31 protein-coding genes are annotated in these 25,961 nt (G+C 68.9%); 20 read left to right on the top strand and 11 right to left on the bottom strand.

Annotation, left to right across the window (positions count from 1 at the left end; translation table 11 throughout):
* Window positions 1-9 precede the first annotated feature (9 nt).
* Entirely contained in the window at window positions 10-1,470 is a 1,461-nt protein-coding gene (locus V4U86_RS00940; RefSeq protein WP_395309441.1) for a septum formation family protein, read from the top strand.
* Between the two features lie 16 nt (window positions 1,471-1,486).
* Entirely contained in the window at window positions 1,487-1,825 is a 339-nt protein-coding gene (locus tag V4U86_RS00935; protein ID WP_395312275.1) for a metallopeptidase family protein, read from the top strand.
* A 255-nt stretch (window positions 1,826-2,080) separates the two neighbouring features.
* Here V4U86_RS00935 and V4U86_RS00930 read toward each other — a convergent pair whose 3' ends face one another.
* Window positions 2,081-2,782, bottom strand: a complete 702-nt coding sequence (locus V4U86_RS00930; RefSeq protein WP_395309440.1) for a histidine phosphatase family protein — start codon at window positions 2,780-2,782, stop codon at window positions 2,081-2,083.
* Window positions 2,779-3,705 carry a prephenate dehydratase gene (gene pheA / locus V4U86_RS00925; RefSeq protein ID WP_395309439.1) on the bottom strand — a complete coding sequence of 309 codons (927 nt, stop codon included), beginning with the start codon at window positions 3,703-3,705 and terminating at the stop codon, window positions 2,779-2,781. Before pheA ends, V4U86_RS00930 begins: the two co-directional genes overlap by 4 nt.
* A gap of 114 nt (window positions 3,706-3,819) precedes the next feature.
* Here pheA and V4U86_RS00920 point away from each other — a divergent pair, with 114 nt between their 5' ends.
* The 4 genes from V4U86_RS00920 (at window position 3,820) to V4U86_RS00905 (ending at window position 7,356) form a co-directional block, all read left to right on the top strand.
* Window positions 3,820-4,611, top strand: a complete 792-nt coding sequence (locus tag V4U86_RS00920; RefSeq protein WP_395309438.1) for a DUF2470 domain-containing protein — start codon at window positions 3,820-3,822, stop codon at window positions 4,609-4,611.
* A 22-nt stretch (window positions 4,612-4,633) separates the two neighbouring features.
* On the top strand, window positions 4,634-5,401 hold the full coding sequence (locus V4U86_RS00915; protein ID WP_395309437.1) for a CPBP family intramembrane glutamic endopeptidase: 768 nt from the start codon (window positions 4,634-4,636) through the stop codon (window positions 5,399-5,401).
* 61 nt (window positions 5,402-5,462) lie between these two features.
* A complete protein-coding gene (locus tag V4U86_RS00910; RefSeq protein WP_395312274.1) occupies window positions 5,463-6,671 on the top strand; it encodes an LCP family protein in 1,209 nt (402 codons plus the stop codon).
* A gap of 139 nt (window positions 6,672-6,810) precedes the next feature.
* Window positions 6,811-7,356, top strand: a complete 546-nt coding sequence (locus V4U86_RS00905; RefSeq protein WP_395309436.1) for a ferritin — start codon at window positions 6,811-6,813, stop codon at window positions 7,354-7,356.
* Window positions 7,357-7,373: 17 nt separating this feature from the next.
* On the opposite strand, the gene V4U86_RS00900 is transcribed toward V4U86_RS00905, so the two are convergent.
* The 3 genes from V4U86_RS00900 to V4U86_RS00890 are packed head-to-tail and all read right to left on the bottom strand — an operon-like array spanning window position 7,374 to window position 9,581.
* The gene (locus V4U86_RS00900; RefSeq protein WP_395309435.1) at window positions 7,374-8,177 is read right to left on the bottom strand and encodes a glycerophosphodiester phosphodiesterase; all 804 of its coding nucleotides are present in this window, start codon (window positions 8,175-8,177) and stop codon (window positions 7,374-7,376) included.
* Window positions 8,178-8,217: 40 nt separating this feature from the next.
* On the bottom strand, window positions 8,218-9,219 hold the full coding sequence (locus V4U86_RS00895) for a DUF4328 domain-containing protein (RefSeq protein ID WP_395309434.1): 1,002 nt from the start codon (window positions 9,217-9,219) through the stop codon (window positions 8,218-8,220).
* A 20-nt stretch (window positions 9,220-9,239) separates the two neighbouring features.
* Window positions 9,240-9,581 carry a rhodanese-like domain-containing protein gene (locus V4U86_RS00890; RefSeq protein WP_395309433.1) on the bottom strand — a complete coding sequence of 114 codons (342 nt, stop codon included), beginning with the start codon at window positions 9,579-9,581 and terminating at the stop codon, window positions 9,240-9,242.
* A gap of 476 nt (window positions 9,582-10,057) precedes the next feature.
* Here V4U86_RS00890 and V4U86_RS00885 point away from each other — a divergent pair, with 476 nt between their 5' ends.
* The 4 genes from V4U86_RS00885 (at window position 10,058) to V4U86_RS00870 (ending at window position 12,562) form a co-directional block, all read left to right on the top strand.
* A complete protein-coding gene (locus V4U86_RS00885) occupies window positions 10,058-10,210 on the top strand; it encodes a hypothetical protein (protein ID WP_097934192.1) in 153 nt (50 codons plus the stop codon).
* A gap of 156 nt (window positions 10,211-10,366) precedes the next feature.
* Window positions 10,367-10,990, top strand: coding sequence for a superoxide dismutase (locus V4U86_RS00880; RefSeq protein ID WP_073857340.1), 624 nt, complete (start codon window positions 10,367-10,369; stop codon window positions 10,988-10,990).
* 181 nt (window positions 10,991-11,171) lie between these two features.
* Window positions 11,172-11,705, top strand: a complete 534-nt coding sequence (locus tag V4U86_RS00875; protein ID WP_395309432.1) for a peptidase — start codon at window positions 11,172-11,174, stop codon at window positions 11,703-11,705.
* A gap of 458 nt (window positions 11,706-12,163) precedes the next feature.
* Entirely contained in the window at window positions 12,164-12,562 is a 399-nt protein-coding gene (locus V4U86_RS00870; RefSeq protein ID WP_030137603.1) for a helix-turn-helix transcriptional regulator, read from the top strand.
* 64 nt (window positions 12,563-12,626) lie between these two features.
* Here V4U86_RS00870 and V4U86_RS00865 read toward each other — a convergent pair whose 3' ends face one another.
* From V4U86_RS00865 to V4U86_RS00855, 3 genes are all read right to left on the bottom strand, one after another.
* Window positions 12,627-13,811 (bottom strand): hypothetical protein, encoded by a 1,185-nt coding sequence (locus tag V4U86_RS00865; RefSeq protein WP_395309431.1) that lies wholly within the window; start codon window positions 13,809-13,811, stop codon window positions 12,627-12,629.
* Complete coding sequence (locus tag V4U86_RS00860; RefSeq protein ID WP_073857343.1) at window positions 13,808-14,299, bottom strand: ImmA/IrrE family metallo-endopeptidase; 492 nt, start codon at window positions 14,297-14,299, stop codon at window positions 13,808-13,810. Before V4U86_RS00860 ends, V4U86_RS00865 begins: the two co-directional genes overlap by 4 nt.
* A 91-nt stretch (window positions 14,300-14,390) precedes the next feature.
* Window positions 14,391-15,398, bottom strand: coding sequence for a hypothetical protein (locus V4U86_RS00855; protein WP_395309430.1), 1,008 nt, complete (start codon window positions 15,396-15,398; stop codon window positions 14,391-14,393).
* Window positions 15,399-15,619: 221 nt separating this feature from the next.
* Here V4U86_RS00855 and V4U86_RS00850 point away from each other — a divergent pair, with 221 nt between their 5' ends.
* The 6 genes from V4U86_RS00850 to rraA all read left to right on the top strand — a co-directional run bounded on the left by V4U86_RS00850 (window position 15,620) and on the right by rraA (window position 19,590).
* Window positions 15,620-16,288: a DUF6474 family protein gene (locus tag V4U86_RS00850; RefSeq protein ID WP_395309429.1), complete on the top strand. Its 669-nt coding sequence runs from the start codon at window positions 15,620-15,622 to the stop codon at window positions 16,286-16,288.
* 1 nt (window position 16,289) lies between these two features.
* A complete protein-coding gene (locus V4U86_RS00845; RefSeq protein WP_395309428.1) occupies window positions 16,290-16,829 on the top strand; it encodes a copper resistance CopC family protein in 540 nt (179 codons plus the stop codon).
* A complete protein-coding gene (locus tag V4U86_RS00840) occupies window positions 16,826-17,743 on the top strand; it encodes a CopD family protein (RefSeq protein ID WP_395309427.1) in 918 nt (305 codons plus the stop codon). The genes V4U86_RS00845 and V4U86_RS00840 overlap by 4 nt, the downstream gene beginning before the upstream one ends.
* 61 nt (window positions 17,744-17,804) lie before the next feature.
* Window positions 17,805-18,296: a hypothetical protein gene (locus tag V4U86_RS00835; protein WP_395309426.1), complete on the top strand. Its 492-nt coding sequence runs from the start codon at window positions 17,805-17,807 to the stop codon at window positions 18,294-18,296.
* A 53-nt stretch (window positions 18,297-18,349) separates the two neighbouring features.
* Entirely contained in the window at window positions 18,350-19,105 is a 756-nt protein-coding gene (locus V4U86_RS00830) for a MerR family transcriptional regulator (protein WP_395309425.1), read from the top strand.
* The gene (rraA, locus tag V4U86_RS00825; RefSeq protein WP_395309424.1) at window positions 19,102-19,590 is read left to right on the top strand and encodes a ribonuclease E activity regulator RraA; all 489 of its coding nucleotides are present in this window, start codon (window positions 19,102-19,104) and stop codon (window positions 19,588-19,590) included. The genes V4U86_RS00830 and rraA overlap by 4 nt, the downstream gene beginning before the upstream one ends.
* A gap of 6 nt (window positions 19,591-19,596) precedes the next feature.
* On the opposite strand, the gene V4U86_RS00820 is transcribed toward rraA, so the two are convergent.
* Window positions 19,597-21,066 carry a flavin-containing monooxygenase gene (locus tag V4U86_RS00820; protein WP_395309423.1) on the bottom strand — a complete coding sequence of 490 codons (1,470 nt, stop codon included), beginning with the start codon at window positions 21,064-21,066 and terminating at the stop codon, window positions 19,597-19,599.
* 78 nt (window positions 21,067-21,144) lie between these two features.
* On the opposite strand from V4U86_RS00820, the gene V4U86_RS00815 reads away from it, so the two are divergent.
* From V4U86_RS00815 to V4U86_RS00805, 3 genes are read left to right on the top strand one after another with little or no spacing between them, the layout of a single operon-like run.
* The gene (locus V4U86_RS00815) at window positions 21,145-21,777 is read left to right on the top strand and encodes a TetR/AcrR family transcriptional regulator (protein ID WP_395309422.1); all 633 of its coding nucleotides are present in this window, start codon (window positions 21,145-21,147) and stop codon (window positions 21,775-21,777) included.
* Window positions 21,778-21,801: 24 nt separating this feature from the next.
* On the top strand, window positions 21,802-23,022 hold the full coding sequence (gene dinB, locus V4U86_RS00810) for a DNA polymerase IV (RefSeq protein ID WP_395309421.1): 1,221 nt from the start codon (window positions 21,802-21,804) through the stop codon (window positions 23,020-23,022).
* 48 nt (window positions 23,023-23,070) lie between these two features.
* Complete coding sequence (locus tag V4U86_RS00805; RefSeq protein WP_395309420.1) at window positions 23,071-23,361, top strand: YiaA/YiaB family inner membrane protein; 291 nt, start codon at window positions 23,071-23,073, stop codon at window positions 23,359-23,361.
* A gap of 1 nt (window position 23,362) precedes the next feature.
* Here the strand turns inward: V4U86_RS00805 and V4U86_RS00800 are convergent, their stop codons facing one another.
* Both V4U86_RS00800 and V4U86_RS00795 read right to left on the bottom strand, forming a co-directional pair.
* Window positions 23,363-24,361: a PHP domain-containing protein gene (locus V4U86_RS00800; protein ID WP_395312273.1), complete on the bottom strand. Its 999-nt coding sequence runs from the start codon at window positions 24,359-24,361 to the stop codon at window positions 23,363-23,365.
* A gap of 38 nt (window positions 24,362-24,399) precedes the next feature.
* Entirely contained in the window at window positions 24,400-24,975 is a 576-nt protein-coding gene (locus V4U86_RS00795) for a TIGR03086 family metal-binding protein (RefSeq protein ID WP_395309419.1), read from the bottom strand.
* Window positions 24,976-25,059: 84 nt separating this feature from the next.
* Here V4U86_RS00795 and V4U86_RS00790 point away from each other — a divergent pair, with 84 nt between their 5' ends.
* Complete coding sequence (locus V4U86_RS00790; RefSeq protein ID WP_395309418.1) at window positions 25,060-25,920, top strand: LLM class F420-dependent oxidoreductase; 861 nt, start codon at window positions 25,060-25,062, stop codon at window positions 25,918-25,920.
* The last annotated feature ends 41 nt before the right edge of the window (window positions 25,921-25,961 follow it).

Here is a 25,961-nt window from a genome sequence, read left to right as displayed (position 1 = left end):
TGGGAGGCGATGTCGGACGCACCAGATAGCCACGAACCGTTTCTGTATGACGCACAGAAACCGGGATCTCGTTGGCGCCGGGCGCTCTCCGTGAGCCACCCGCTGAGCCCCACCCGCCGCGCGCTGTTGCTGACAGCGCTGGGCGGGTTGTTGATCGCCGGTGTCATCACGGTGCTGCCCGACACCGCGGTCGGGGGCCGGCTGGCCGGGCTGAACTCCGGGACGAGCGCGCTGGGCGCGCGTACCAACAGCACCTTCGACAAGGCCAAGAGCGGCGACTGCCTGAACTGGCCGGAGCGCACCCCCGACGCCGCGCAGATCGTGGACTGCACCACCGAGCACCGGTTCGAGGTGGCCGAGTCCATCGACATGCGGACGTTCCCGGGCACCGAGTACGGTCCCGACGCCGCGCCCCCGTCGCCGGCCCGGATCCAGCAGATCAGCCAGGAACAGTGCCAGAGCGCGGTGCAGCGTTATCTCGGCGATCGCTACGACCCCAACGGCCGGTTCAGTGTCAGCCTGCTGTGGTCGGGTGAGAAGACCTGGCGCCAGGCCGGGGAACGCCGGATGCTGTGCGGTCTGCAATTACCGGGCGCCAACAATCAGCAGCAGGCGTTCCAGGGCAAGGTCGCCGACATCGACCAGTCCAAGGTGTGGCCGGCCGGCACCTGTCTGGGCATCGACCCGGCCACCAATCAGCCCACCGATATCCCGGTGGATTGCGCCGGGCCGCACTCCCTGGAGGTCACCGGCTCGGTCAACCTCGCCGAGAGGTTCCCGCAGGGCCTGCCCCCGGAGGGCGAGCAGGACACCTTCGTCAAGGAGAACTGCTCGCGGGTCACCGACGCCTACCTGGCTCCGCTGGAGCTGCGGACCACCACGCTCACGCTGGTGTACAGCACGATCGCCTTGCCCAGCTGGTCCGCCGGCAGCCACCAGGTGTCCTGCAGCATCGGCGCCACCCTCGGCAACGGCGGCTGGTCGACCCTGCTGAACAGCGCCAAGGGGCCGTTGATGATCAACGGACGCCCGCCGGTGCCGCCACCGGACATCCCCGATGAGCGGCTGAACATCCCGGCCATCCCGCTGCCGCCGGTCGACACCTCGTCGCAGATCACCTACGGCCAGTCCGACAGCGGCTCCAGTAGCAGCAGCAGCGGTGGCAGTAGCAGCAGTGGCGGCGGCGCCGGCAGTGACAGCCAGCAGAGCTCGTCCGATGAGCATCTGCCCGGGCAGACCGGCCAGACTCCGGCGACCGACACCCCCGCCGCTGAAGAGGCCACCGGCGGCAATACCTTCCTGAACGGCCCGCCCCCGCCGCCACCACCGCCGCCGGCCGGTGCGCCCATGGAGGGTGTGCCCCCGGGTGTCCCGCCGCCGCCGGGTGTCGCCCCGCCGCTCGATCCTGCGGTGCCTCCCGGCCCTGCGCCGGTCGAGCCCGTACCGCCGCCACCGCCGCCGCTTCCGTAGTCGCGTGCCCGTATCGATGAGTGCGCAGCGGTTCGACGAACTCGTCTCCGACGCGCTGGATCTGATCCCGCGGGAGCTGGCCGCCGCAGCCGACAACGTGGTGTTCCTGGTGCAGGACCGCCACCCCGAGGAACCGGACCTGCTGGGGCTCTACGAGGGCGTCGCGCTGACCGAACGCGATTGGTCCTACGCCGGGGCGCTGCCCGATGCCATCACCATCTACCGGGGCGCACTGCTGGACATTTGCGACAGCGAGGAAGAGGTGGTCGACGAGGTGGCCATCACGGTGGTGCACGAACTCGCCCATCATTTCGGGATCGACGACGAACGGCTGCACGAACTCGGGTGGGGATAGCGGCGAGCGAAGCGACGGGGGACAGTCCGGGCGTGGGAGCCACGACCTGTCGGTGGGCGGTGCCAGAATCGATCCCATGAGCGCGACATGTCGGGAATGCGATGTCGAGCACGAGCATTGCCATGGGACGGTGATCATGCACGTCGGGGAACGCCCGGAGTGCACCGAAGCCGATTGCAGCACACCGGAAGCCGTGCACGACTACTTCATAGACTGCTACGCGGTGGGTTGCCGGTGCGCGGAGTCGTCCGAGGATCAGCCCATCGGGCCGGCGGTGTCCAGTGTCTCCTCGTCGGTCATGGTGTCCGTGCGGGCCGGCTGAGCCGGCGGATAGAACGGCGGGGTCAGCGGCCCCCAGCGCAGGCAGCTCCACCGCCCGTCGGCGAGCGGGTCGAGCACCACCGATTCGGTGTTGTTGAGGTGATGGTCCAGCGCGAACGCACTGTCCACACCCGCCAGCACCGAGGCCACCAGCCGGATAGCTGCGCCGTGGCTGACCAGCACGATGTCCCCGTGGAACCGGTCGTCGTCGAGGTGGCTTCGGCGCAGCTCGGTCAGCACCGGGATCACCCGGTCCAGTACCTGGCGTCCGGTCTCCCCGCCCGGTACGGGCACGTCCAGGTCGCCGAAATGCCAACTGCGGTACACCGACTCGAAGGTCTTGATGGCCTCGTCGTCGTTTCGGTTCTCCAGGTCACCCACCTGCACCTCGTGGATGCCGTCGAATTCGCGGGCCGCCAGGTCGAGATGGCCGGCGATCCCGGCGGCCGTCTCCCGGGCCCGGGTGGCCACCGAATGCGCCACCATCGCGATGGGATCTGTCCAGTCCCGGGCGAACGTCCGGGCCTGTCGATGGCCGAGATCGGTCAGCGCCGCGCCGGGCGGCAGGGTGTCGAGCCGGCGCTCGACGTTGCCGTAGGACTGTCCGTGCCGAACCAGCACCAGCCGCCCCGTCATGCCGAACCTCCCGTGCGTCGCGCCTGCAGCCAGCGGGCCGCCTCGTCGAACTCCGGCGGCAGCGCGCCGACGGCAGCACCGGTCGGCCAGGAACCGAGGTAGCGGACCTCGGCGCAGCGCCGGTGTAGGGCCTTGAGCGCCTCCCCGACCGCCTCATCGGCGATGTGGCCCACACAGTCGAGGAAGAACTTGTAGGTCCCCAGTTCCGTCCGGGTGGGACGCGATTCGATGCGGGTGAGGTCGATGCCGCGGATCGACAGCTCGGTCATGGCGGCAACCAGCGCGCCGGGTTCGTTGTCCAGTCGCAGCACCACCGAGGTGCGGTCGGCCCCGGTCCGGGCCGGGGGTGTCCCCGGCGCGCCGACCAGGACGAACCGGGTGCGCGCATTGGCCTCGTCGACGACGTCGGCGGCCAGTTCGGCCAGTCCGTACCGCTGGGCGGCCAACGGGGTGCTGACCCCGGCATCGGCGGCACCGGCGGCCACGTCCTGGGCGGCGGCCGCGTTCGAGTACGCCGGCACCAGGCGGGCGTCGGGCAGTTCGGCAGCCAGCCACTTGCGCACCTGCGCCGCGGCGACCGGGAACGCGGCCACCGTCTCGATGCCGGCGGCGAGCGTCCCCGGCCGGGTGACGATGCTGAAGGCCACGTCGAGGGTGTGCTCGGCATAGATCTGCAGGGCCGAGCCGCTGGCGAGACCGTCGAGGGTGGGGATGACCGAGCCGTCGATCGAGTTCTCGATCGGCACGCACGCATAGTCGGCGTCTCCGGTCCGGATGGCTTCCAGGGCGGCGCCGGCACTGTCGCGGGGCAGCGGGGTGACGTCGCGGTCGGGCCCGGCCGGCAGCATGCCACCGTCGATCATCTGCAGCAATGCCGCCTCGGTGAAGGTTCCCTCGGGTCCGAGGTAGGCGATGCGGGGCACCCCACAACCCTAGTGGCTGCGCGACCGGGCTCCGGGGTACGTAGGGGAAACCTTGCGCATCCCGCCGGTGCTGTAGTTAAGTAAGGCTTACCTCACTTACTGGAAGGCGGGCAGATGACTACGACGGCACCGACCACGGCCGAGCGGATCCGCAGCGCGTGCGCCCGCGCCGGTGGCGCGATGCTGGCGGTGGAGGGTCTGGAACCCGCCGCCACGCCGGTCCATCATCTGCTCGGTGACGGATCGTTCGCCATCACCGTCCCGGCCGACGGGATGCTGGCCGCCATGGTGGTCTCCGCCGGTTCCGCGGGCGTACAGGCCGTTCTGGAGATGACCGACTACGCACCGCTGCCGCTACGGGAGCCGGTGCGCTCGCTGGTCTGGATCCAGGGCCGGATGTTCCTGGTGCCCGACGCCGAGGTCGCCGGAATGCTCGATCTGATCGCCACCGAGAACCCCAATCCGTCTCTGCTGCAGGTGAACAACGGCAATGCCGACGCGTCGAAGGGGGACACCCCCTATGCGCTGGCCCGGCTGGAGATCGAATCGGTCGTGGTGGCCGATTCGACCGGTGCCGAGTCCGTGGGCATCGGCGCACTGCTGGAAGCCCGGCCCGACCCGTTCTGCGGGCTGGAGTCCTGCTGGCTGCGCCATCTCGAGTCCGCGCACCGCGAGGTGGTCGAGCGGCTGGCCACCCGGCTGCCCCAGAACCTGCGCGGCGGCCGGGTCCGCCCGCTGGGACTGGACCGCTACGGCGTGCAATTGCGGGTGGAGGACGAGTCCGGCGATCACGACGTGCGGCTGCCCTTCGCCAAGCCGGTCGACGATGTGACCAGCCTGAGTCAGGCCATCCGGGTCCTGATGGGCTGCCCGTTCCTCAACGGGTTACGCGCACGGCGAGTCTGACCCGCCCATTAGCCTGGCTGCGATGACCGCCGCCGACCCCGCCCACGCGCTGCCCTCCCCGCGCGCGCTGCGTATCGAGATCGTCGTCGTCCTCGCGGTCACCTTCGGCCTGAGTGCCTATGTGGCGCTGCTGCGGCTCATCGAAGCGGTGCTGCTCGGCCTGGCCGGGCAGACGGTGGCCCTCAACGAACGTCGCTCCCCGTTCGACCTGATCGACCTCGGACTCAACCTCGCCTCCGTGGTGCAGCTGATGGCCTGGGGGGCACTGGGCCTGTACCTGTTGTGGCGCACCGGGACCGGGCCGGCCCAGGTCGGCCTCGGCCGGTTCCGCTGGCATCCGGACCTGACCGGCGGCCTGGGACTGGCCGCTCTCATCGGCATCCCGGGGCTGGCCCTCTACGTGGCGGCGCGCCTGCTCGGGTTGAGCGCTGCGGTGGAACCGGCGGAACTCAACGACACCTGGTGGCGGATCCCGGTACTTCTGCTGGTGGCCTTCGCCAACGGCTGGGCCGAGGAGATCATCGTCGTCGCGTTCCTGCTCACCCGCCTGCGACAGCTGCGCATCAGTCCCGCGGTGGCCCTGCTCATCTCGGCGGTGCTGCGCGGCGTCTACCACCTCTACCAGGGCTACAGCGCCGGCCTGGGAAATGTGGTGATGGGGCTGGTGTTCGGCTACGTGTGGCTGCGGACCGGCCGGCTGTGGCCGTTGATCGTGGCGCACGGCCTGATCGACGCGGTCGCGTTCGTCGGCTACTCGCTGGCGGCCGGCGAGCTGGACTGGTTGAGCTGAGAACGGCCCGCCGAGCAGTACATTCGCAGTTGTGAACGACACCCCGCCGCAGCGTCCCGGGATGCCCCGGCGGGAACCGTCACCGCAGATCCGCCGTGATCCCCGCCATCGCCCGCCCCCGGTGTGGCCGCCCAATCCGCCGACACCCCGGCAGCCCCCGCCCCGGCCGGCTCCGCCTCCGCCGCCCCCGCCCGTGCAGCGACGGCAACCACGCCCGGCCCCGCCACCTCCGCCACCCCGGCAGCCGCCCCCGCGAGTTCGGCAGCGCCCGCCCGCCCCGCCGCCCGCGGTGGCCACCAAACGACCGCGCCGTGCACGCCGATGGGGCGCGCTGTTGTTGGCCGCCGTGCTGGTGCTGTTGAGCGCCGGCGCCGCCGGTGGGGTCTGGCTGGACACGAAACTGCCGCGCGCCGCGGTCCTGGCCGACTATCCGGACCGGCCACCGGCGGGACGCGGCACCACCTGGCTGCTGGTCGGATCCGACAGCAGAGCGGGCCTGTCGATCGGCGAGCAGGACGCGCTGGCCACCGGTGGCGACACCGGCAACGGCCGGACCGACACGCTGCTGCTGTTGCACATCGGCGCGCCCTTCTCCGGTACCCGGCCGACCCTGGTGTCGCTGCCCCGCGACTCCTACGTGTCGATTCCCGGTTACGGCGAGGACAAGATCAACGCCGCGTACGCGTTCGGTGGCGCACCACTGCTGGTGCAGACCGTCGAGCAGGCGACCGGGTTGCGACTCGACCACTATGCGGAGATCGGGTTCGGGGGATTCGCCGCGCTCGTCGATGCCGTGGGCGGGGTGACGATGTGCCCGGTCGAGCCGATCAGCGATCCACTCGCCGGGATCGAACTGCCCGCCGGGTGCCACGAACTCGACGGCCGCAACGCGCTCGGCTTCGTCCGATCCCGGGCCACCGCCCGCGCGGATCTGGACCGGATGACCAATCAGCGGGCCTTCATATCGGCCCTGCTCAAACGCTCGAGCAGCCCATCGGTGCTGCTCAATCCCCTGCGCTGGTATCCGATGATGGACGCCGCGACCGGCGCGGTGACCCTCGACCAGGGCGGGCACATCTGGGACCTGGCCCGGTTGGCGTGGGCCCTGAAGGACGAGCCCACCGCCACCACCGTGCCGATCGCCGAGTACACCAGCAGTGACGTCGGCTCGATCGTGGTGTGGGACAGCGAAGCCGCCGGCCGGTTGTTCACTGCGCTGGCCCAGGATGCGCCGGTGCCGCCCGACGTGCTGAACACCGATCAACCCTGACGCCGGAATTGCGGCCAGGAAAGCAGCCAGCAAACTTTTTCCACGCAATGTAAGCGTCGTCACACGGGTTAGGAATGGCTAACCTGAATAAGGGTCACCTTCGATGACACGCCGTCTGACCTGCCCTATTGTGGTGATCATGAGCGACGCCAACACCCACGACACCAAATTCAACACGCTGCTCCGCGAGCAAATTCGTAGCGAATTCACCGCCTCGCAGCAGTACGTCGCCATCGCCGTGTACTTCGACGGATCCGATCTCCCCCGACTGGCGGCGCATTTCTACGCCCAGGCGGTCGAGGAGCGCAATCACGCCATGATGCTGGTGCAGTACCTGCTCGACCGTGACCTGGACGTCGAGATCCCGGGCATCGACGCCGTGCAGAACCAGTTCGACACCCCGGCGCAGGCCCTGCGGCTGGCCCTCGAGCAGGAGCGCACCGTCACCGAACAGGTCACCCGGCTGGCCAGCGTCGCCCGCGAAGAGGGCGATTACCTGGGCGAACAGTACATGCAGTGGTTCCTCAAGGAGCAGGTCGAAGAGGTCGCGACGATCACCACCCTGGTGCGCATCGCCGAGCGCGCGGGCTCGAACCTGTTCCACCTGGAGGACTTCGTCGCCCGCGAGATGTCGGCCGCTGGTACCGATCCGGTCGCGCCGAAGGCCGCCGGCGGCAACCTGTGATCAGTCCCGCGCTGTAATCAGTCCCGCCCGGCTCCGGTGAGCCCGTTCTCCAGCCAGTCCTTGGTACGGCCGGGATGATTCGTGGCGACCCACGCCACACCCACATCCCGGCAGTACCGGACGTCTTCGTAGTGGTCGACGGTCCAGCAGTACAGCGCCCGGCCCTGCGCGGCCGCGCGATCCACCAGCTCCGGATGTTCCCGGAGGGTGGCGATGGACGGGCCCACCGCGGTCGCGCCGACCGTGGTGGCGGCACCTCCGCCGAGGAACCGCGAGGTCTCGCCCAGCAGCACGGTCGGCAGCATCGGCGCGGCGCGGCGAATCCGCCAGACCGCGGCGGCCGAGAAGGACATCACCACCGCCCGGGCCAGGTCCGCCGAGGCCGGCGCCGCGATGCCGTACCGGTGCAGCAGGGCGAGCACCTTGCTCTCCACCAGCGCGCCATAGCGCACCGGATGTTTGGTCTCGATGAAGATCTTGACCGGCCGCTTGGAGTCCAGCACCAAGCCCAGCAGCGCGTCGAGCGTCAACAGCCCGGTGTCGCCACCGGCACCGCTGTCCCGCCATCCGCTGTGCCAGGAACCGAAGTCCAGCTCACGTAGCTCGGCGAGGGACATCTCCGATACCAGGCCGGTCCCGTCCGACGTCCGGTCCACCCGGCGATCGTGCACGCACACCAGATGCCCGTCCCGGGTCAGCCGCACATCGCATTCCACCGCGTCGGCGCCCTCTTGCAGGGCCAGCTCGTAGGCGGCGACCGTGTGCTCGGGGCGCTGGGCCGACGCACCGCGGTGCGCCACCACGAATGGGTGGCCTGCCATGGCCGGTCTGCTGGTTCCCGCGCCCCCCGCACTCATATGGCTATGCTGCCGGGTTCCGGTCCTCGGCCTCAACCGCAGCGACGGGTTCCGGCGACTCGGGCTGTCCGGCCGACACGATCACCCACCGCTTCGCCGGCAGGTGCACCGGCGAGCGCTCGAAGCCCTCGAACACCTTCATGACCAGCAGCAGGGTCGCCAGGCCCAGGAGGTACGCCATGATGGTGATCACCGTGTTGTCGGCGATGCGCTGCGCGCCGGGGTAGAAGATCGTCAGGATCGTGGTGGCGATCGACGCGATCGACAGCAGGTAGCCGACGAACCAGGTGATCCACCAACTCACGATGCGCAGTCCCGACCGCTGTTCGGCGCGGGCCAACTCGATCACGAACACCGGCGCCATCACCAGATTCACCAGCGGGATCAGGCAGCCGGCCAGCAGTTCCCGGGGTGAGCGGGGATCGGGACTGCCCAGGTGCGCGTACGCCGCTGCCCGCCGGCCGATCAGCCAGTTCGTCAGCACCAGCGCGGCGGCGACCAGTGCGAAGAACGCGAACACGCTGGACGCCACCGGCAGCCAGGTGGCGACCGCGGCCACGATCGGGTTGAGCAGCGTGGTCCGGTTGATCAGCAGCAGTGCATACCGGATCACGTGTAGCAGCGCGGCCGCCCCGAGCCCGATCATCGCGATGAGCAGTGTCCGGCGCACGGCCGCCGCCGTAGGGGCGTTGCGTTGCGCGTCGGCCTGACCGTCCTCGCCCTGGTCACCGAACTGTTCGTAGAGCCCCCAGCGTGGAATGACGGTGTATCGCGGGGTGGGCCCCAACGGCGCGCGGCGCCGCCGCGGCGGTGGCGGCGCCCCCGGCCGCACCGCGATCCAGCGGTAGCCGGCCGGCGGCCGGCTCGGCTGCCCGCCCACCGGCGGGCGAGAGGACGTGTCCTGGGCGCTCGGCGCCAGCAGCGTGCCGCGGCAGCGCGGACACCACACCCGCTGCCGGTCGCGCACATTCCACCGCGTCCCGCACTGGGCACAGACCTGGATCACCGGACCAGCCTACGGCGTGCTCAGACGGTGCCCGCGTGGCCGTCGTCGGTGCTCACCGGTCGCCCGGCCTGCGCCCAGGACAGCATGCCGCCGGCCACGTTGATCGGTTCGAAGCCATTGCGCGCCAGGTACTGGGCGACCCGTTGCGAGCGCCCGCCGGCGTGACAGATGACGTAGAGGGTCGCGTCCCGGTCGATCTCGTCGATGCGTGCGGGCACGTCACCCAGCGGGATGTGCTGCGCGCCTGCGACGTGCCCGCGCTGCCATTCGTCGGGCTCACGGACGTCGAGCAGGACCACCGAGTCGTCGAAGGTCAGGGGCAATCGATCGACCTCGATCTGGGCCACATCGTCGTCAGACATCGCTCACCAGTCTGCCGTCCGGGCTCGGGCACCGGAAGTTCCATCGCGTCATGGGTCCATGCTGGCATGCACACCTGGGGACTGCACCGGATTCACATGCGTCACAGCCACCTGCGCGGCATAGCAATTCCGGGCTATCCACAGTTTCCACAGGTTCATCCACAGGCTGCGGGACGCACACGCCGGGTGTTTTCCTGGACTTCTGTCCAGCGCCTGTGGATAACTCGGGCGCGGCGACGACCGTGATCAACAGCTCCGGAGGCGGGACGAGCAAAACAGCCTCGGCGTCAGTACCCGACCGGGCTGGGATCGGCAGTTCGGATCGGCTAGATTCCATTGCCGCAATACCCTGTGGCGCCGGGCCGAGACGGCCGATTTCGCTACCGGCGGAACAGGGTTTATGATCGGCGTCACAACAATCCGTGTGACAGATCTCACTTGGGGGATCGCTTGATCGTGCAGGTCAGGAGCTTGTGATGGCAGCACACCCGCTCGGGTCGGGTTCAGCGGGAACGTCGGGCTGGCAGCCCTCGCACCCGTACACCAACAACCAGGTCGTCGCGCTCATCCGCGGCACTGTGATCGCACTTGTGCTGCTCGGCGTCCTCGCCGCCATCGTCCTGCTCTGATCCCTTCCCGGTTTTCCGCCGGTTCCCACCGGGGCACCCCGGTCCTTGCGATGCGCGCGGGGATGGACCAAGGTTGACGTCGAGCTTGTTGTCGACATGCGCGACGCCGAACTCCGCGACCCGTGACCAGGGAATCCATGACTAGGAAGGAACCCAGTGGCTGAATACACACTGCCGGAACTCGATTACGACTATGGCGCGCTGGAGCCGCACATTTCCGGGCAGATCAACGAGATCCATCACAGCAAGCACCACGCGACCTATGTGAAGGGGCTCAACGACGCCCTGGCCAAGCTGGAAGAGGCCCGTGCCAACGACGACCAGTCGGCGATCTTCCTGAACGAGAAGAACCTCGCCTTCCACCTCGGCGGACACGTCAACCACAGCATCTGGTGGAAGAACCTGTCCCCCAACGGTGGTGACAAGCCCGAGGGCGAACTGGCCGCTGCCATCGACGACCAGTTCGGCTCGTTCGACAAGTTCCGCGCGCAGTTCACCGCTGCGGCGAACGGTCTGCAGGGCTCGGGCTGGGCGGTGCTGGGCTACGACAGCCTGGGCCAGCGCCTGCTCACCTTCCAGCTGTACGACCAGCAGGCCAACGTGCCGCTCGGCATCATCCCGCTGCTCCAGGTCGACATGTGGGAGCACGCCTTCTACCTGCAGTACAAGAACGTCAAGGCCGATTACGTGAAGGCGTTCTGGAACGTCGTCAACTGGGCCGACGTGCAGGACCGGTACGCCAAGGCCACGGCGAACACCGGCGGGCTCATCTTCGGCTGAGTTCCACAGCTTTCCGCAAGGGGCCCCGCGCGCTTCGGCGCGCGGGGCCCTTTTGCACGCCTGGCCTGCAACTTCTGGCACTCCCGTCCTCTTGCGTGCTAACCCGCCCCTGGAGCATCCTGTGCATCACGACCCACAGCAGTGTCGGAGAACGATCGACAAACACTGTTCGGAGGCCCAGATGGACACCGGATCCGGCAGGGCGGTGGAGATCGCCCCGTTTCATTCGCACGGGACCCTGAAGGGGTTCGTGGTGTCGGGCCGCTGGCCGGATTCCACCAAGGAGTGGGCGCAGCTGCTCATGGTCGCCGTGCGGGTCGCATCGCTGCCCGGCCTGCTGGACACCACGACCGTCTTCGGGGTGCGCGAGGAGCTGCCCGACCAACCCGAGCCCGGCACCGTGGGCCTGGTCCTGGCCGAAGGCCCGGTGGTCGGTGAGGCCGCCGTCCCGCCCGGATTCTTCGCCGAGCATCAGCCACCCGCGCTGCTCATGTTGCATCCGCCGTCGGAGACCACCCCATCTCTGCCCGAATGCGCCGGGGCGGCCTCCGGGTGCGTCCTGCTGCCCGGAATTCCGCATCTCGGCCTGGAGCACCGGGCCGCCTGGGTGGAGGCCGAGGCCGACGGCACCATCACCTCCATGGTGAGCCGGGTCGGCGTGGATCCGATCAGCCACCCGGACACCGCCATCCTGGCGATGCTGCTCGCCGCCTGAGCCGCCGACGGCATCGTTTCAGCAAACGGCCCGGCAACATTCCATACCTATTTGTACGTTCGGCATGTGCCGAGTTCAGGGTTCGTGTTATACGCGCTGCGGCGGCACCAGATCCAGCCGTCCCCGGCTTCGCCGGCATCATCAGCAAAGGTCACGCGGGCATTTGCTGTGCAACGCCACGCACCCACCGATCAGCTATGGGGTTGCTGTGACAATGTGTCAAGATCTGCCGATCTGGGCAAAACAGCACACCCGTCAGTTTTGCATTCGCCAGCGACCGCCCTTCCTGCGGGATTGTGAGGTTGACGTGCTGCTACAGGACCCTGCACTGTCCCCACAGGAGGGGTACTGTTAGTTTTCAGTGGTTTGCACTTGGTTGTGGCGCTAACAATCGCTACGATGATCAGCAAATACGAACCTATTGCAGACAGCTCGTAGGCCATGTGGAGGAAAGTTAGATGAGCAAGACGTTCGCCGCCCGACTGAACCGCCTCTTCGACACGGTTTACCCTCCTGGACGCGGCCCGCACACATCTGCCGAGGTGATCGGCGCGCTGAAGGCCGAAGGCGTCACCATGTCGGCTCCGTACCTGTCCCAGCTGCGCTCCGGCAACCGCACCAATCCGTCGGCCACGACGATGACTGCGCTCGCCAACTTCTTCCGTATCAAGCCGGCGTACTTCACCGACGACGAGTACTACGAGAAGCTGGACAAGGAGTTGACCTGGCTGGCCAACATGCGGGACGAGGGTGTGCGTCGCATCGCCGCCCGGACCGTCGGCCTGTCCCCGGAGTCTCAGCAGGACCTGGCTCAGAAGGTCGACGAACTCCGTCGCCGGGAGAACCTCGACGGCTGATCCCCAGCGGGATCATCGCCCACACGGTGTCGTCGCGCGTCAGCGCGCCGGCACCGTTTTGCTTTCAGGACCGGGTGCGGGACGTGCCGGTCTGCGCCGAGCCGACCGGCACGTCCGCCGCCATATCGCGGAACTGTTCGGCGATGGCCAGAATCCACTCCCGGTCCGAGAACGTCGTCGGCTGGCGCAACCAGTTCAGCCCGGGGAACTCGGCATGCGCGGCGGAGTCGCGGCCCGCGAAGATCCACCCGGCGATGCCCCGGGCCTGCTCGTCGGCGGGAACCGGCGGCGAATCGAGATCGGCGATGTCGGCGATGTTGAGAACCTCGTCCTCGTCATCGTCCCGATGTCCCGTCTTGTCCGCGGTGCGCATCCGGACCCGTTCGGCCGCGATGGCCTCCAGGTACAGCGAATCCGAGATCAGTGACATCTGCTCGGCGACCCGGAACAGCAGCGGCCCGCGCGGACGCACTCCGATACCGACGTCGGGATGGCGGGTGTGCAGTTCGGCCAGTAGCGGCTGGATGGTCCGCAGTTCCCGGCGCGCGCCGAACCAGTCCTCGATGCTGGGCAGCAGCGAGCCGCCCGCCACCACCAGCATCGCGCAGCCCAGCAGGGTCGCCGCCGCCCCCACGCCGAGCACATCGGTGTTGCCCACCGCCCGCAACAGGAAGAAGGCGCTCGCCAGCACCATCAGCACCATGCCGACACTGAAGACGAACAGCGCTCGGCCGCGGCGGGTGCGGTTGGAATGGCGCACCCCGGCCCAGGCGACCAGCGTCAGCGCCAACAACACGTAGAGCAGCGGCAGCAGCCAGGCCGAGGAGCCACCCGGCGCCAGGTTGCGCCGCATGTACTCCTCCGGCGCCATCTCCGGTTCCTTCTCGGCCCGGAAGAATGCCACCAGCGTGGCCACCGCGATGACGAACGCGACCGTGTACTGGCCGATCGCGAGACGGCGGATGACGGCCGGTTTACGGTCCGACGCCACCGTCGTGATCATCACGCAACTGCCTGCCGCACAACCGATCAGAGCGACCTGGCTGAGCGCGACCGCCACGTTCGGCCACCCCAGCGCGGTATCGATCAGCAGGGTCAGTGGCTGCCAGTTCAGCGCTGCGACGATCCCCAGACTGCCCAGCGCGAGGATCATCGCGGTACTCACCAGGGATTGCTTGTTGACAAGCGCCCACCCGATTCGCAAGCCGGTCGCCAGCCCGAGCAGACCGGCGATCACCCAGATGATCAACCAAACGCCTCCCCGAGCCGCACCTGAACGATCGAGGACCGATCGGACGGCAGACGGCCGAGACGGTAGATCAACAGGGCCGCGAAATCCTCGGCCTCCTGCTCGGCCTCCTCGCCGGCGGGACCCATGCACCCGGTCCGCTGGTTGAGCATGTAGCCGATGAGATCCGACCCGGCCAATTCCATGCGTTCGCGGGCCGCCTCCACCACCGGGGTGCCGGCGTGCCCGAGCACCAGGTGACCGAGTTCATGGGCCAGGGTCCGGTCCCAGGCCGGCAGCCCCTTCTGGATCAGGAACACATCATGGTCGGAGTACTGGCGCCACTGTCCGCACACACCGGACGGCAGATCCGCCATCTTGATCTGGATGGGTCGGCCTTGATCTTCGGCGACCGCCTCGACGAGCCGAGGCAGCGACACCTCGCCCCGGCGCGGAGCGAGGTCGAGCACGGCGCTGACTGCGCGCGTCACGCGGCGACTGGCTGGCATGACGTCACTCCTTTTCCTTCATGTCCGATTGCCCCATCTTCGTCCGATCTCAACTATCCCGCGATGGTCCTTCCTGGACGGCGGAATCCGGTCAACTCGAGAAGCGCCCCGCGGCACCGGCCCGGATCGCGTGCCCGGCCCGAGCCTGCCGGTAGCCGATGACCCCGCCCGCACCGGTGAGCAGCATGATCGCGGTTGCTCCCGGGACCGCGACCGCGGCGACCTGACGAATATCGGCGGTACGCAGATATTCGCGGTAACCGGCGCGGTAGGACGCCGGTACGGCGACGTCGGCGTCACCGGACCGGGCCGGGCGCTCCGCCGGCGCGCCGGGTGTGACAGGGGGTTCGCGGTCGCCGTCGGAACCCGCCGAACCACGGGAGTGGGCGCCCGTCCCGCCCTCACCGATACCGGGAACGACCGGAGGCAGCACGATGGCCGGAAGCGCCACGACCGGCGCCGCGACGAGCGCGGCCGGCGGGTCCAGGGCGTCCGGCACCACCGGGACCACCGGATTTTCCGGTAACAACTCGGGCAGAGGTGCCGTGTCGAGCCCGGCAGGCGGACCCGGCGGCAGCGCCACGGCCAGAGTGCCACCGTCGTATCCACCCCCGTCGGCAGACGCCGGCAAGCCGAGATCCGGCGGGAAGGGCCACCACCCGCCGCACTCGTCGTCGGGTTCCTCCCCGTCCCCCGCCCCGTCCTCGCCGGGCTCGTCGACGATGTCCTCGCCGGTCTCCTCGATGCCGGCGGGATCGGCCACCGGTTCGCTCGCGACATCCTCCGGCGGGGCTTCGACGGCCTCCGGTTCGCGCTGCGAAAGTTTGCTGTCAAACTGGGTCCCGGCCACTTCGACGGGCCACGGGGTCCGCGCCGGGGAGTGTGGACCCGAGATGGCCGACCGGGGCCCGGTGACCGTCCGGGACGCGGTCGGCGCGCTGCGGCCGGGCCTACCGGACGATTCGCCCGTGGTCGGACGTGCTGCGCCGGCTCCGGATCCGTCGCCGCTGCCTTCGGGCTCGGCGACCGCCACCGCACCGGAGGTGGCCCAGGCGATCAACCCAGACGAGACGAGACAGGCAGCCGCGGCGACTCGCATGCGCGAAACCACGTCGTCACCACCCCTCACGGCGTCTTGCAGCGCTCCGGTAACTCGTTTCGGCAATTGTCGCACACCGTCGGAAAACTGTTTGCTGCCGGATGTAACAGACATCCCGGTGAGGGCACCGCCGGTGGTACGCGCGGTGGGGCGATAGTGTTGGGCGCATCGTGGTGCCGTGTTCACGGCGATGCGGATGAGATCACCGGGAGGCAATGCCGATGGCCCTGTTCACGCGACGCAAGAGCCGGTCGGCTCGTCGAGCCGAGGCCCGGGCGATCAAACGCGCTACCAAAACCAAGGCGAAACTCGAGGCCAAGCTCGCCGCCAAGAACGACGCTCGGCGTATCAAGGCCGACCGCAAGGCCCAGGCGCACGCCCTCAACGCACAGCTCAAGGCGCAGCGTGATTCCGACCGCGCGGCCCTGAAAGTGGCGCAGACCCAGCTCAAGGCCGTCCAGGAGGGCAAACTGCTCTCTCCGTTGCGGATCCGCCGGTCACTGACGGTGGCCCGGCTGCTGGCACCGGTGCTGGTGCCGGTGGCCTACCGCGGCGCGATCGCGGCTCGCGGACTGCTCGACCAGCGCCGCGCGGATCAGCTCGGTGTGCCGCTGGCCCAACTCGGCCAATTCTCCGGACACGGTGCGGTGCTGTCCGCCCGCATCAACGGCGCCGAGCAGGCCACCCGGCGGGTCGCCGAGAAGAACCCGAAGGACGTCGAGACCAAGCAATTCGTGACCGCCATCAACGATCGGCTGACCGATCTGTCCGCCGCGGTCGCGGCCGCCGAGAACATGCCATCCGCGCGGCGGCGCGCCGCGCACGCGGCCATCAGCGACCAGCTCGACGGCATCGACGCCGATGTACTGGCGCGCCTCGGCCTGGGCTGAGATGACCATCACGACACGAGTCCTGGCCGGGCTGCTGACGCTGATGTTGACGGCACTCGCGCTGGCGGGTGCGGGGCCGGCGTCTGCGCATGCGGCCCTGATCTCGTCCAACCCGGCGGCCGACAGCTCCCTGCCCACAGCTCCGGCCGAGGTCAGCGCCACGTTCAGCGAGGATCTGCAGCCCGCGTTCGCGGCGATGACGGTGGTCGGCCCGGACGGCAACCTGTGGTCCGCCGGTGACGTGCGGGTCGACGGCCCGGTCGCCACGGTCGGTCTTCGTCCGCTCGGACCGGCCGGCACCTATACCGCGAATTACCGCGTCACCTCTGCCGATGGCCACGTCATCAACGGTTCGTGGTCCTTCGATCTCACCGTCGCCCAAACCCCCGCCCAGGTCCCGGGGGCCCCGGCCGCTCCGGAACCGGAACCTGCCGCGGCACCGGCCACCTCGACCGACGACGGGCTGCCGATCTGGCCGTTCGCGGTCGGCGCGGTGCTGCTCGTCGGTGCCGGCGTGTGGTGGAGCCGACGCCGCACGTGACGCGGACCCGGCGGGCGTGCCTCGGAGCCCTCGTCGTCACGCTGAGCACCGTGCTGGCCTGGGCGCTCGCCCGTCCCGACCATGCGACGGCGGCCATGCTTGCCCGCATCGCCGCCGACGGCGCCGCCGTCGTGGTGCTGGGTCTCGCGGTGGTGCCGCTGCTGGAGGATTCGCGGCACCGGGCCGAGCTGGCCCGTCGCAGCGCCGCCGTGCTCGTGGTCGCCGGCTGGGTGTGGCTGGCGGCCGAGCTGGTCCGTCTGCTGACGACGGCAGCGGCCACCGCCGCGGTGGCGGTGACCGATCTGGACGTGCGCACCACCGGGGAATTCGTCGTGGCAACGGCGGCGGGCCGTGCCGATCTGATCTGTGTGGCGGCAGCTGCGCTGGTCGTCGGGTTGAGCATCGCGGCGCGCACCCCGCACGTATCCGTGATCGCCGGGGCGGCCGCGATCGGAACGGCGGCGCGGACCCTGACCGGGCATCTGTCCGAGAGTGCGCTCGGCGGCGTCGCGGTCACGCTGCACGCGCTGGCGGCCGCATTGTGGTGCGGCGTGTTGGCGGCTCTCGTGCTGCTGATCGGCCATCGCGGGCAGTGGGCCCGGGTGCTGCCGCGCTTCTCGGTGCTGTCGCTGTGGGCAGTGCTGGTGTTGCTGGTCGGGGGTGTGATCAGCGGGGCGCTGCTACTGGGCTCGCCGGGTGCGCTGATCGGCACCGGTTATGGCCGGCTGCTGCTGGGCAAGCTGGTGGTGACCGCCGCTTTGATGGCGCTGGCCTGGCAGAACAGGTCGCGGTGGCTGCCCTCGGCGCGGGGTCACCGGAGCAGCGCCGAGGTGTCCACCCGCCGCTCCGACACCGAACTGGCGCTGATGGCGGTGGCGCTGACGCTGGCCGCCGCCTTGGCGGTGACGGGTTAGCGGCGTCCCGGGACTGGCATGATGGGACACACTGCGCAACGAACTGCAAAGGAGCAGCCCCATGGCCGACGAGCAGGACCTTCCCGATCAGAAGGCGCCCGCTGAGCAGGTCCCGGCCACGCCACCGGCCGGCGAGGCGCCTGTGAAGAAGGCTCCGGCGAAGAAGGCCGCGCCCGCCAAGAAGGCTGTGCCGGCCAAGAAGGCCGCCCCTGCGAAGAAGGCGGCCGCGAAGAAGGCCGCCCCCGCCAAGAAGGCCCCACCGGCCAAGGCCGCGCCTGCCAAGGCGATACCGGTGGAGACTACCCCGGCCGAGGCGGCAGCGGTTGCCCCCGAGCCCACCGAGCCCACCGAACCCACCGCAGTCGCCAGGGAAGCCGCCAGAGAGGTTGCCGCACAAGCGAAGTCAGCGGTCGCCGCGGCCGTGCCGACGCCGTCGTCGCTGTCGACGGCCGGGCCCGATCAGTCCCGGCTGCCCCTCGTGGCGGCCATCGGCGTCGGATTGCTGGCGATCATCGCGGTCCTGCTGGCCCGCCGCAGCTCCGATCAGGACTGAGTCCACCGCGCGGGGCTTGACCCTCACGCGACGTCAGGCCCGATAGTCGAGCCATGGACGAGAGGACCGTCGGCAGTGTCGCCGCTCTGACCGGCGTCTCCGTGCGGACGTTGCACCACTACGACCACATAGGTCTGGTGACGCCCAGCGTGCGGACGGCTGCGGGCTACCGCGGCTACACCGACGCCGACGTCGAGCGGCTGCACCTGGTGCTGAGCTACCGCGCCGCCGGTCTTCCACTGGACGAGATCCGCGTCCTGCTCGACGACCCCGAGGTCGACGAGCTGACCAGGCTGCGCCGCCAGCACGCTCTGCTCCTGGAGCGGGCCGAGGGGCTGCAGCGCACCATCAGGGCAGTGGAGGAACTCATGGACGCACATCGCAGCGGTATCCAGTTGACCGCGGAGGAACAGGTGGAGATCTTCGGTACCACGGCATTCGGCGAGGACTACGCCATCGAGGCCGAACAGCGCTGGGGTGACACCGAGGAGTGGAGGCAGTCCCAGCGCCGGGCCGCGCAGATGACGAAGCAGGACTGGATCGAGGCCAAGGCCGAAGGCGATGCCCTGCTGGCCGACCTCGCCACCGCGAAGCGCGCGGGCGTCGCGCCGGGCTCACCGGAGGGCGATGCCCTTGCCGCCCGGCATCGCGCGGCGATCGAGCGCTTCTACGAATGCGGCGGCGAGATGCACCGCGGCCTGGTCGAGATGTACCTGGCCGACGCCCGGTTCACCGCCTACTACGACGATGTCGAACCGGGACTGGCGCAATTCGTCCACGATGTGGTGCTCGCTAGCATCATGAGGTGAGCATCGAACCCCGCGCGACCGCTGACCTCGTCGACGAGATCTACCCCGACGTCCGCAGCTGCGATCTGCAGTTGCGCAATTACGGGGCGGTCCCCGCATTCGCCGGACGCATCACCACGGTGCGTTGTTTCGAGGACAACGCCCTGCTCAAGTCGATCCTGTCCACCCCCGGTGACGGCGGGGTGCTGGTGGTCGACGGCGGCGGCTCGCTGCACACCGCGCTGGTGGGCGACATCATCGCCGGACTGGCCGCCGAGAACGGGTGGGCCGGTGTGATCGTGCACGGCGCGGTGCGCGATGCGGCCACCCTGCGCACCATCGCCGTGGGCATCAAGGCGCTGGGCACCAATCCCCGCAAGGGCACCAAAACCGGTGCGGGCGAACGGGACGTCGAGGTGTCGTTCGGCGGCGTCACATTCGTGCCCGGCGAGATCGCCTACAGCGACGAGGACGGGATCGTCCTCGTCGCCGTTTCGCCGTCCTAGCGAGGGTCAGGCGTTGACCGCCGCCCGGTGCTTGGTGAACAGCAGGGAGTCCTCGTCGACCTTGCCGTGCCGGATCAGCCGCAGGTCGAAGAAGTAGTTCTGCTTGAGCTTCCAGGGCGCCTCGGATCCGGACTTGGGCAGCGTATCCATGGCCCGGCGGAAGTAGCCCGGGGTGAAGTCCATGAACGGCTGCTCGTCGACCGCGTCGCCGGGATGCTGCGGCTCAACCCGGTCGAAGCCATTGGCATCCATGTAATTGAGGACGCGGCAGATGAACTCGGAGACCAGATCGGCCTTGAGTGTCCAGGAGGCGTTGGTGTAGCCGAAGGTGATGGCCATGTTCGGCACCCCGGACAGCATGAGGCCCTTGTAGGTCATCGTCTTGGTCAGATCGATGGGCTCACCGTTGCGGGTGGCGGTCGCACCGCCGAACAGCTGCATGTTCAAACCCGTTGCGGTGATGATGATGTCGGCCTGCAACTCCGCACCCGAGGCGAGCTTGATGCCGGTTTCGGTGAAGGTCTCGATGGTGTCGGTGACCACGTCGGCCTTGCCGGACCGGATGGTCTTGAAGAAATCGCCGTTGGGCGCCAAGCAGACTCGCTCATCCCACGGGTCATACCGCGGGCTGAAGTGCTTGTCGTAGTCGAAGCCCTCGGGCAGCCGCCGGGTCGCCATGTCCCGCAGCGCCTTCTTGAACACCTTCGGGAACCGGCGCGCCACCTGGTACTGGCCGGTGGCCATGGCGATCGCCTTCCACCGGTTGACCACGTGCGCGACATTCTTCGGTAGGTACTTGTTGGCCTGCGCGGCAACGGGATCCACCAGCGGCAGCGCTCCGATGTAGGTCGGTGAGCGCTGCAGCATGGTGACGTGGCCGGCGCCTTCATTCACCAGCGACGGAATGAGCGTGATGGCGGTGGCTCCGGAGCCGATGACGACGATCTTCTTACCGGTGTAGTCCAGGTCCTCGGGCCAGTGCTGCGGATGGATGATCTGGCCCTTGAAGTCCGCGGCGCCGGGGAACTCGGGTGAGTAGCCCTCGTCGTAGTTGTAGTAGCCACTGCACACCGACAGGAACGAGGCGGTGAGCTGTTTGCGTTCGCCGCCGGCCTCGATGTTGACCGTCCAGCGGTTGTCGTCATCGGACCAGTCCACCGAGGTGACCCGGTGCCCGGTGCGGATGTGCTTGTCGATGCCGTTCTCTTGGGCGGCCTCGTTGATGTAGTTCCAGATCGACTGCCCGTCCGCGATGGCCTTGGCCGATGTCCAGGGCTTGAACCGGAATCCGAGGGTGAACATGTCGGAGTCCGACCGGATGCCGGGGTATTTGAACAGGTCCCAGGTGCCGCCGATGTTCTCGCGGCGTTCCAGGATGGCGTAGCTCTTGGTCGGGCAGCGGTCCTGCAGGTGCCAGGCCGTGCTGATGCCGGAGATGCCGGCGCCGACGATCACAACGTCGAGGTGTTCAGTCATGGTACCGACGGTATCAACAGGGTGTTGAGTCGGTCAACGCTGTGTCGATAAAGTCGACACGGTGTTAAGGTAGGGCCCGTGTCCATTGCCAGCACCGGTCGCGGCCGCCGGGCCGCCCGTCCCTCGGGGGATGAGCGGCAGCAGGCGATCCTGGACACCGCGACCCGGCTGATCGAGCGGCGGTCCTTCGCCGACATCTCCGTCGACGATCTGGCCAAGGGCGCCGGGATCTCCCGGCCGACGTTCTACTTCTACTTCGCCTCCAAGGAAGCGGTGCTGCTGTCGCTGCTGGACCCGCTGATCAAGCGGGCGGACACCGGCTTCGACGACGCACTGGACTCCATGCCGACCGAACCGCACGAGGCCATCCGCCGCGGCATCGAGATCTTCTTCAGTTCCTTCGGCTCGCATCCGGCGACCGCCCGGGCCGGCGCCGAGGCGGTGAACAGCAGCCCCGAGTTCCGCGCCGTCTGGGCCGGTCTGATGCAGAAGTGGATCAACCTGACGGCCGCGCTCATCACCGCGGAACGTCAGCGCGGAGCCGCCCCCGAGACGCTGCCCGCGCTCGATCTGGCCACCTCGCTGAATCTGATGAACGAGCGGATGATGATGGCTGCCCTGACCGATGAGCGCCCCTCGGTCCCGGCGGACCGGGTGGTCGACACCCTGACCCACATCTGGCTGACCAGCATCTACGGCCCGATCGGCTGATCTGTCGGCACGGCATGCGAACATATGTTCGTGTCCGGAGGGCGGGTTGTCGACGAGGCCCATATCCTGCACGCCGATCTCGACTCTTTCTACGCCTCGGTCGAGCAGCGCGATGACCCCACGCTGCGCGGTCGGCCGGTCATCGTCGGCGGCGGCGTGGTGCTGGCCGCCAGCTACGAGGCCAAGGCGTACGGCGTCCGCACCGCCATGAACGGCGGCCAGGCCCGGCGGCTGTGCCCGCAGGTGATCGTGGTCCCGCCCCGGATGCGGGCCTACACCGAGGCCAGCCGGGCGGTGTTCGAGGTGTTCCGGGACACCACGCCGCTGGTGGAACCGGTGTCGGTGGACGAGGCCTTCCTCGACGTCGGTGGCCTGGGCCGGTTATCGGGCACCCCGGTGCAGATCGGGGCCCGGTTGCGTGAGCGGGTCCGCGTGGATGTCGGGCTGCCCATCACCGTCGGGATCGCCCGCACCAAGTTCCTCGCCAAGGTCGCCAGCCAGGAAGCCAAGCCGGACGGGTTGCTGCTGGTGCCGCCGGACCGGGAACTGGCGTTCCTGCATCCGCTGCCGGTGCGCCGGTTGTGGGGAGTCGGGGCCAAGACCGCAGAGAAGCTGCGGCTGCACGGTATCCACACCGTCGCCGATGTCGCCGAGCTCAGTGAACCGGCGCTGGGCACCATGGTCGGGCCGGCCATGGGGCGGCAACTGTTCGCGCTGGCCCACAACATCGACCGCCGCCGCGTGGTGACCGGGACGCGGCGTCGTTCGGTGGGCGCCCAGGGCGCGCTGGGCCGGTCCGGAAACGCGATGTCCGCCGCGGAGATCGACGCGGTGGTGGTGAACCTCGTGGACCGCATCACCCGCCGGATGCGGGCGGCGGGACGCACCGGACGCACGGTGGTGCTGCGGCTGCGGTTCGACGACTACGGCCGCGCCACCCGTTCGCACACGCTGGCCCGCGCCACCGCCTCCACCGAGACGGTGCTCGCCGCGGCCCGCGAGCTGGTGGCCGCCGCCGGCCCGCTGATCGCCGACCGCGGGCTGACCCTGGTGGGTTTCGCGGTGGCCAATATCGACCGGGACGGCGCGGCTCAACTCGAACTTCCCTTCGCAGGCCCGGCGGATCCGATCGCGCTCGACGCCGCCGTGGACATGGTGCGGCAGCGGTTCGGCAATGCCTCGGTGACGCGCGGGGTGCTGCTGGGCCGCGACCCGGGCCTGGAGATGCCGATGCTGCCGGATTGAGTAGTTTCGCTCATCCGGCCGGCGCGACCCTGCGGCACGCTGGCCGACATGAACGCATTCAGCGACACAGCCAGGGTCACCGCGGCATTTTCGCTACAGGCCACCATCGCCTTCGGCGTCAGCTTCATCGGCGTCCTGGGCGGCATCGTCTTCCTGCCACTCGACATCTGGCAGCGGCTCTTCCTGAGCATGTCCGTGCTGTTCCTGGTCACCAGCGCCTTCACCCTGGCCAAGGTGATCCGCGATCAGCAGGAATCGGCCACCGTGCACGCGCGTCTCGACGAGGCGCGGATGGAACGGCTTATCGCCGAACACAATCCGTTCACCTCAGCCACCTGAATCAGTGCGCCCACTCCAGCAGCCGGTCCGCCGACCAGGTATTGATGATGCGCTCGGTCGGCACCCCGGCGTCCAGCGCGCGCTGGGCGCCGTAGCCCAGGAAGTCGAGTTGGCCGGGCGCGTGGGCATCGGTGTCGATGGAGAAGTCACAACCGATCTCCAATGCCAGATTCAGCAACCGGGTCGGTGGGTCACGACGCTCGGGCCGCGAATTGATCTCCACCGCAACGCCGTTGTCCCGGCAGGCGGTGAAGACCGTCTCGGCGTCGAAGGCCGATTCCGGCCGGATGCCGCGGTTGCCGGCCACCAGCCGGCCGGTGCAGTGGCCCAGGATGTCAGCCTGCCCGCCGGACACCGCGCGCACCATCCGGCGGGTCATGGCCGGAGCATCCATCTTCAGCTTGGAATGCACGCTGGCCACCACGATATCCAGGCGCTCCAGCAGTTCGGGGTCCTGGTCCAGGGTTCCGTCATCGAGGATGTCGACCTCGATCCCGGTCAGGATCTGCATCGAAAATCGTCCGCGCAGTTCGTCGATCACGTCCAGCTGCTGGCGTAGCCGCTCCGGGGACAGCCCATTGGCCACCGTCAGCCGGGGTGAATGGTCGGTCAGCGCGCAGTACTCGTGGCCCAGTTCCTGCGCGGCTTCCATCATCTCCGCGATCGGGGCCGAGCCGTCCGACCAGTTCGAGTGCAGGTGCAGATCGCCTTTGAGGGCGGTCCGGATCTCGCCTCCACCGAGGTCGGTTGCCGCCTCCCGCAGCGCCACCAGGGTGTCGGGTTCGCGGCCCGCCCACGCCTGCTCGATGACCGTCGCGGTCTTGGGCCCGATGCCCGGCAAGGTCTGCCAGCTGTTGGTCTTGCCGACCCGCTCGCGATGTTCGGGCGTCATGGCCTCGATGACGTCGGCGGCGTTGCGGTAAGCCATCACCCGGCGGGAGTCTTCCCGGGCCCGGTCCTTGTAGTACGCGATGCGGCGGAGTGCGCGCACGGGGTCCAAAGGCTCCATGCTCTCAGTGTGCCCGGGGTCCGGGCAGATCACACACGTCGCCAGGCGGGGTCGCGCCCGCTCAACGCGAGCGCCCGATCGAACTCGCTCTCGTCGCTTCCGACGTCGACCGCGGGACCGAAGAGTCCTTCCACCGGGCCCGCCGCGGTGAAAGCGGTCAGGTGCTCCAGTAATGCCGCGGCGGTGTCGGCGTCAACGACGTAGGGCTGCCCGGTGGCGACCGCGACATCCCAGCCGTGCACCACCACCTCGGTCAGGGCCACGAGTCCGCACACCTCCCCCGGGAGGTCGACCCCACCGACGCGGGTCATCCCTTCCCAAGCCTGCGTCGCCTGCCATGCCGCGGCGAGCGCGGCGAGGCGGGCGGGATACCGGTCGCGCCAGCCCTCCTCCAGGCGGTAGCCGTTCTCGCCGGGCTGGGTGTCGGTCAAGCCGCCCAGATTCTTGGCCGCCGCCGCCCCGAAGGCCGGTGCCAACTCGCCGAGGTGCGCGGCCATCTCACCTACCGACAGGTCCGTGCAGGGGGTCGGCCCGTCGAGTTGTTCCGCACGGATGCCGATGAGCACCTCGGCGGTCCGCGCGCATGCCGTCGTCATGTCGATCATGCCGGTACCGACTCGCGACGGACGAAGAACTCATCGCCACGGTGTCCCAGGAATTTCTCGGCAACCGGGACTAGTTTCCCAGGTGTGGACTTCGCCTTCAAAACCTCACCGCAGAACACGACCTGGTCCGACATGCTGGCCATCTGGAAGGCCGCGGACGATATCGACGTCTACCGATCCGGGTGGACCTTCGACCACTTCTATCCGATCTTCTCCGACTCGACCGGGCCGTGCCTGGAGGGCTGGACCACCCTGACGGCACTGGCCCAGGCCACCGAGCGGCTCCGGGTGGGCGTGCTGGTGACCGGTATCCACTACCGCCACCCGGCCGTGCTGGCCAATATGGCCTCGGCGCTGGACATCATCTCGGGCGGCCGCCTGGAGCTCGGTATCGGCGCCGGCTGGAACGAGGAGGAGTCCGGCGCCTACGGCATCGAACTGGGCAGCATCAAGGAACGTTTCGACCGCTTCGAGGAGGCCTGCGAGATCCTCAAGGGCCTGCTCAGTCAGGAGACCACCACGTTCGACGGAAAGTTCTATCAGCTCAAGGACGCCCGTAACGAACCCAAGGGGCCGCAACAGCCGCATCCACCGTTCTGCATCGGCGGCAGCGGAGAGAAGCGCACCCTCAAGATCACCGCCAAGTACGCCGATCACTGGAATTTCGTCGGCGGCCCGCCGGAGGAGTTCGCGCGCAAGCGCGACGTGCTGGCCGCGCACTGCGCCGATATCGGCCGGGATCCGAAGGAGATCACCCTGTCCGCGCACGTCCGGCTGGACGCCGACCGCGACTACGCCAAGGTGATCGAGGAAGCGGCCGCGCTGGGCGCCGAGGGCTTGGATCTGGCGATCATCTACCTGCCGCCGCCGTATGACACCGCGGTCCTGGAGCCCCTCGCCGAGGCCATCCGCGATTCCGGGCTCGCCACCGGCACCAAGAACTGACGGTCACGAAATAATCACGATTTGGCAAACGGCTGCCGCGG

Source organism: Mycobacterium sp. AMU20-3851, assembly GCF_043974665.1.
Lineage (GTDB): Bacteria > Actinomycetota > Actinomycetes > Mycobacteriales > Mycobacteriaceae > Mycobacterium.
The sequence above is the reverse complement of the archived record's forward strand: the minus strand, read 5'-3'. Positions and strand labels throughout refer to the sequence as shown.